This is a genomic window from Acinetobacter sp. YH12219, assembly GCF_013417875.1.
Taxonomy (GTDB): domain Bacteria; phylum Pseudomonadota; class Gammaproteobacteria; order Pseudomonadales; family Moraxellaceae; genus Acinetobacter; species Acinetobacter amyesii.
The window spans coordinates 1-6,101 of record NZ_VPDC01000045.1 but is presented as its reverse complement, the minus strand read 5'-3'; the positions used below and the strand labels follow the sequence as shown (position 1 = coordinate 6,101).

Annotated in this window: 5 protein-coding genes and 1 pseudogene; 1 reads left to right on the top strand and 5 read right to left on the bottom strand. The window is 35.3% G+C overall.

Annotated features, from left to right (window positions below):
* Both FTV04_RS16230 and mobQ read right to left on the bottom strand, forming a co-directional pair.
* A partial coding sequence (locus FTV04_RS16230) for a hypothetical protein (RefSeq protein ID WP_180090391.1) occupies positions 1 to 320 on the bottom strand: 320 nt, incomplete at its 3' end.
* Positions 317 to 1,270 carry a MobQ family relaxase gene (gene mobQ, locus FTV04_RS16225; RefSeq protein WP_180090389.1) on the bottom strand — a complete coding sequence of 318 codons (954 nt, stop codon included), beginning with the start codon at positions 1,268 to 1,270 and terminating at the stop codon, positions 317 to 319. The genes FTV04_RS16230 and mobQ, both read right to left, overlap by 4 nt.
* A 212-nt stretch (positions 1,271 to 1,482) precedes the next feature.
* Between mobQ and FTV04_RS16220 the strand changes: the two genes are divergently transcribed.
* Positions 1,483 to 1,764: a mobilization protein gene (locus tag FTV04_RS16220; protein WP_180001894.1), complete on the top strand. Its 282-nt coding sequence runs from the start codon at positions 1,483 to 1,485 to the stop codon at positions 1,762 to 1,764.
* A gap of 35 nt (positions 1,765 to 1,799) precedes the next feature.
* On the opposite strand, the gene repM is transcribed toward FTV04_RS16220, so the two are convergent.
* The 3 genes and pseudogenes from repM to FTV04_RS16205 all read right to left on the bottom strand — a co-directional run.
* A complete protein-coding gene (gene repM / locus FTV04_RS16215; RefSeq protein ID WP_159516845.1) occupies positions 1,800 to 2,735 on the bottom strand; it encodes a replication initiation protein RepM in 936 nt (311 codons plus the stop codon).
* Between the two features lie 784 nt (positions 2,736 to 3,519).
* Complete coding sequence (locus FTV04_RS16210) at positions 3,520 to 5,088, bottom strand: ATP-binding cassette domain-containing protein (RefSeq protein ID WP_159124549.1); 1,569 nt, start codon at positions 5,086 to 5,088, stop codon at positions 3,520 to 3,522.
* A gap of 735 nt (positions 5,089 to 5,823) precedes the next feature.
* Positions 5,824 to 6,101: pseudogene (locus FTV04_RS16205) on the bottom strand (hypothetical protein); the annotation flags it as partial.

Below are 6,101 nucleotides of genomic sequence, written 5' to 3'. Positions count from 1 at the left end.
TCAAAACTTGGAATAAATAAAAATATAAAAGACAGGAAAACCAGCACCAGACTGAGGAAAATTGCACATAACAAGGCAATAAATCTGTAGTTCAATTTGTCGGTAGCCTTGTCTAGTTCATGGATGCGACCTTGAAGGGCACGTGTAGCTTCCTGATTTGCGTTATTTAGGGTCTTTTTGCTTTGTTCTAGTACCCCACTAGCTACTTTGTTGTAAAACGTCTCTAATCGCTTGTTATCATCTGCTATAGCTTCTCTATATTCCTTCATGGAGGCTAATAGAATATACAACTGATCATCTAAATCATTTTGGCTGCTCATAGCGATGGTCCACTTCTCTTCATGCTCTTGCGGTGTTTCTGCTTCATGGCTTGTTCTTGCTGTAGCTTCAATTGCTGTTTACGTTCCAGTTCTAGGCGTTTAACTTCCTGTGCTTTCTTCCATTGCTCAAAGCCTTGCTCAACACGGTTGAACCCTTGTTCTAAGGTTTTTTCTTTATGCTGTTGTTTGTTTTGGAGCTGTTGGCTGTTCTGCTGTTTTACCGTGTCGTTGAAACGACTGATCTCAGTATCTATACCTTTCCTGCGCATCTGCGTGACCTTGCTACCCTCATGGATAGTGGCTTGTAGCTGATTACCTTGATCGACATAGCTGCGGTGGTCGATTCTTTCCCGATACCCTGCATGTTCGAGGGTATGATTCGCTAGGTTTGCCCAGGTGGAACGGATCTGTTTAATTTCTTCCTGGCTTGTTCCCATACCCAGTGTTTTTCTTTTGGTATTACTTAACTCAATATCGGCTTTATCTTTAAGAACTAAATTCTGCTCTGGATCTAATTCGGCCTTGCGCGTTGTCAGTAAGATATGTGCATGATGATTTTTATCACTGCCATTCTGACTAGGTGCATGAATGGCTAAATCCGCGATTACTCCATAACGGTCTACTAAAGATTGCGCAAACTCTTTGGCCAGTTCTTTTCGTTGTTCCTCATCTAATTCATCAGGCAAAGCAATCACCCATTCACGTGCTGTTCGGGCATCTTTTCGGTTCTCTGATTTTTCTGCCATATTCCAGACTTGGCTTCGGTCTAATTCGATATCCAAATTAGAAATAATTTCGGTATAAACCACACCTTCTTTTCTCGTAAAGTCGTGCGTTAATCCTGTCCGTTCATCTTTCAATTTTTCTCCTGCACGATAAGCCATAGATGCAACCGCAGTTCGTCCCGAACTTCGGTTAACAGTCTTCGTCGTACAGTGATAAATTGCCATGCCTTAGCCTTGTGATGGTTTTGCTTTTGCTTTTAAAAATTGCGTAGCGATTTTTGGGGTTAAGGGGATTCCCCTTACGCAAACTTTGACTTGGATGAAATCCAAGTCGTAAGTGCGCATTTCATGAAAAACACGATAGCATAAAGCCCGCTTGAATTCCAATTCATAGGGCTTTATGCTTGAGTGGTTTTCTATATCCCGAAATCTGAATCATGACAAAAGCTGCTGAAACTCTTGAAAAGAAAATCGAAGCCCAGTTAGAAAAGCTGAAACAGTTAAAGGCTCGCAAACAAGCTATCGAAGCTAGAGAAAGGTCAAAGCAAAAAGAACAGGAAAGGAAGGATGATACTCGACGTAAAATTTTGCTTGGTTCTTATTTGATTAAAAAAATGAATGCCAATGAAGCCAATAAAGAAAAAATACTCGCTGAACTCAACGAGTATTTAACAGAAGATAGAGATAGAAAGCTTTTTGATTTGCCAGTTCTAAATTAATAAAAAAGGGAGCTATTTAGCTCCATTTTAAATAGTTACTTAAACCCAAGTTGCTCCAGTAGCGGATAGAACATCCTAAATTTTGGAGGTTCTAAAAGCATATCAGCAATACGGATTGCAAAATCTTCATAGCTTTCAGTTCCTCGTGAATACTCGCTCAATTCAGGCAATTTAGCCATTTTATTGGCAAATAAATGTCGTTGAGCATCTGTCATAGGGATAAAGAAATCAGGTGTATTTGGATCCCTTTTTAGGTCAACTGTCTTTTCAATCTTTGGTTGGTGTTTTTGCTTAAAAATAAATGAAAATGCTGAAATTAATCGCCCTTTTTTATGCTGTTCATACGTTGCCGTAATATCTGTATATTTATTAATTTGGTTAATAGCTGGTTCTAATACACGTTTTTTAAAATCATTCATTGCTATGTATTCAGTGTCTTCGATACCAATTTTGCTTCTGAAATCGTGTAACTCAATTTTTGGAGTTTTTCCAACTTCACGCCATGCAATCAAAAGCTCATATAAACGTATAGCGTATTTACTGGTAAGTTGGCTAACTTGTTTAAGCTGATAGCTCGTAAAATGCTGCTCAAGCCTTGTAATTAATGGAACAACATCAGGCGCAAACGTAATCTCTAATGTGGCTGAATCATCAATGTATTTAATACGGCTTACCCATCTTGATTTTACTGTGCCTATATTTCCTTTTTTATCTTGTTCTTTAAAGGAAAATTGTCGATCAAATAAGTTTAAAACAGCATTCTTTAATGCTTTATAGGCCCCATCATTGCTTATATCAAAACGGCTAGCATAGTCCTTCGCATGTATTTCTAATTTACTATCGGCTGTAATACCGTTGCCTGTTTCTCTTGCATTAAGAATTGCTAATAGTATTAAACGTTGTTCAGTTACTTCTAAATTATAACTAGCATTGATTAACGCATTATCCTTCACAACAAGCTCATTTTTCATAATCAGATTATATTGTTACTTATAATATGGACATTGTAAATTGAAGTCACTAAAGGGTCAATACCTATAATGTCCCTTTATAGAGACTAAATGTCCCTTTATAACCGACTAAATGTCCCTTTATAACCGACTAAATGTCCCTTTATAACCGACTAAATGTCCCTTTATAACCGCTAGAAGTCTTTAATAGAAAGGTTTCTAGCGGTCGTAAAAGCATTTAAAAGCTTTAAAATATATATAAAAGCCTAAGTAGGCATGAAAACAGCCCTATGCCCTCGCTAAAGCTCGGACGTTTTAACCTCGCTAAAGCTCGGTTGAGGGGCTGTTTTTTTCAAATATGAATTGAGGATTTAATAAAAAAAGAAACTATGCCTTCGCTTCGCTCAGTAGTCTTTATGCTCGCTTCGCTCGTCTAGAATTTGGCTAATACAGTTCGCACCCATTCGGGATGCTCTGTATCTTTCGTTATGAAGCAAAGGGGAGTTTGTAATCAGGGAAAAGGTAGGGGTGAAATTTTAATGCCAGGTGGTCGCTCGTAGACACTCACTCGGCTATTACTGGAAGAAGTTTAATAATTAAAATATCTAATCAAAACCGTGGAACAATGATCAAATAGTAAGCGTGGAACATAAAAAATAGAAAAGTTGCCGCCTTGTTGCTCTATGATTCAAGGCGGCAATCTCTAATATAATGATCTTGAAGGAAAAAACAGTTGTATTTCGTATAAGGTGTATTATGTTAATTTTAGTAGAACTAATAAATCTATATATTTGAAAATGTCATTTTACTCAATTAAATACTCTTCAGATATTTCACACTGTTCAACAAAAAAATGATCATGTGAAACTAAAATTACAGCGCCCTGATATTGGCTAATAGCCTGCGATAGAAGCTCTCTAGACTCAATATCTAAATGATTTTCTGGTTCATCAAGCAATAATAAATCAATACCATCAGGATAGTGACTCATTGCTAATAATGCGACTTTCAATTTTTCACCACCACTCAGTTCTGATAGTTTTAATAAAGCTTTTTCACGACGAATACGTAACTGACCTAACAAATTTCTCCACTCAACTTCAGTAAGATTGGAGTTATAAAGTGCAAGGTTTTCGATTACGGATAAATCATTATTTAATAAACTAAAGTTTTGATCTAAATACAAACATGTTCCACTAAAGAAAATATCATCACGTTGATGGGTAGAAATCAATTTCAATAAGGTTGATTTACCAATTCCATTAGCACCTTTAAGATGGATTTTTTCGCCAGCTTTCAATGCAAAATTAATTTTATTTGTTGCTGTATGGGGTAGCTTTAAATCATGAATTCTTAAAATCTCTCCTTGCTTCGTACTCTGTAAGTGGAATTCAAACTTCTGAGCTTTGATTTTTTCTACAATGGTCTGCCTATTAATCAGACTATTTTTCAAATCATCAGTTTGTCGAGTTTGTTGGGCACGTAGCTTACCTAAGCTTTGTCCAGCATTTTCCTTTTTGAAATCTAGAAAAATCTTTGCTTGAGAATTAGAATCACGAAGTTCATTGCCTTTAGATTGACGTTTATTCGCTTTCATTAAGCTATCATGTTGCCGTTGTTTTAACTGCTTTAATTCTTTTTTCTCATTATTAATAGACTGAGTTAATGCATCCATGTGTAGCTGATGCTGTTGAATGTAATGCTCATAATTACCTTTGTAGTGTTGTAAGCCTAATTCAGTTAAAGCATAAATATGTTGGACTTGATTGAGTAATTGGCGATCATGACTAATCAGGCATACACCACTAGGGTGTGCCAAAATACTCTCAATTAACCATTGTCTAGATGTTGAGTCTAAATGGTTGCTTGGTTCATCTAAAAGTAGATAGTGATCCTTTTTTAAAAACAAACGACATAAAGCCAGCTTTGTTTTTTGTCCTTCACTCAGTTTTTCTGTTGGAAAGTTCAAATCCGTAGGTAAGTCAGCATTTTCAAGTATATTTTGCCATTTTTGTGGTAAATCCCAGGTATTTTCAACTAACTCATAATCATCAAAACTAGCTGTATTGTTCTCTATACGCCGAAAAGCATGATGTAAATGATCTACCTCTAATGCTTGTGCAATATTTTCAGCATTAAGGCGTTCTAATTGTGCCAAATAATCATGTTGGATATTCCATGAAACTTGACCACTATAATGAATATCTAAAGCTTGGCTTTGATCTAATATTCTGAACAATAGGGATTTACCTAAACCATTACGTCCAATTAATGCAGAAACCTGTCCTGATAAAAGCGTAATGTTTAGCTGATCAAACATTTTCTGTGTAGAAAATTCTAAATTTAAGTTTGAAGCAATACATGCATGTTGCATAAAAAATTCCTCATGTAGAGGATATGCAAAATAGTGAAGATTAACTTATAAAAAACAATATATTATTTAGGATATAAAGTAGAGACCAAGAATATATAGCCACAAGTAGAATCTATTTTGCACATCAAAAGTTTAAAAATAATGATGAGAAAATGACTTACTTCATTGGCGTTACTCTTGGGAGGATGATTTGAATAAGGTTATTTTATAATGATAAGACAATCTGTCAAGCTTGTACTAAAGCTTCTAAAAGTTATTTAACATAATGGCTGTTATACGAAATTTGATTGATTTTTACTAAAACACTATTTGAAAATATAAAAAAAAGCCCAGTCATGGAATACTGGGTTATGGAAACTCAAATAAGGATTTATATTTTATAAAGTATTTAAAAAACCATAAAAAAACTATGGTTTTTTTGTATAAACTTGCTTGTTGTCTCTACTTCATTGAATACTTCAAATTTTTTCCGATCATTATCGAGTTTAACAACGAGAGCTAAAATAAAAATCATTATTATAAAAGCTAGGAAAATCAAATGCCTTCTCATTATTAATTCCACTATCAGTGCTATAAAGTATGCTTCCCTATAGCAAATAGATAGGACATAAAGAATGAAAAGTAAAGCTCGATACTTTGAGACATGGCTATTGCCATATCTCAAAGTCGAGCCACTTTGCGATATTCGGTAGCAATAAGATTAAGAAAAGAACCGAGCAAAGTACTTGCCAGTATTTATTTAGGGTCAATAACACAGTAATCCTTATTCGTTCCATGACAGTCATTTTTCATAACTCGGACACAAGATTTATCATTACAATTTCTAATATCTAAATTATATCTTTGTTCTAGCCACGCTGCCTCTGCACGACGTTCCTTGATCTCATCAAAACTTGGAATAAATAAAAATATAAAAGACAGGAAAACCAGCACCAGACTGAGGAAAATTGCACATAACAAGGCAATAAATCTGTAGTTCAATTTGTCGGTAGCCTTGTCTAGTTCATGGATGC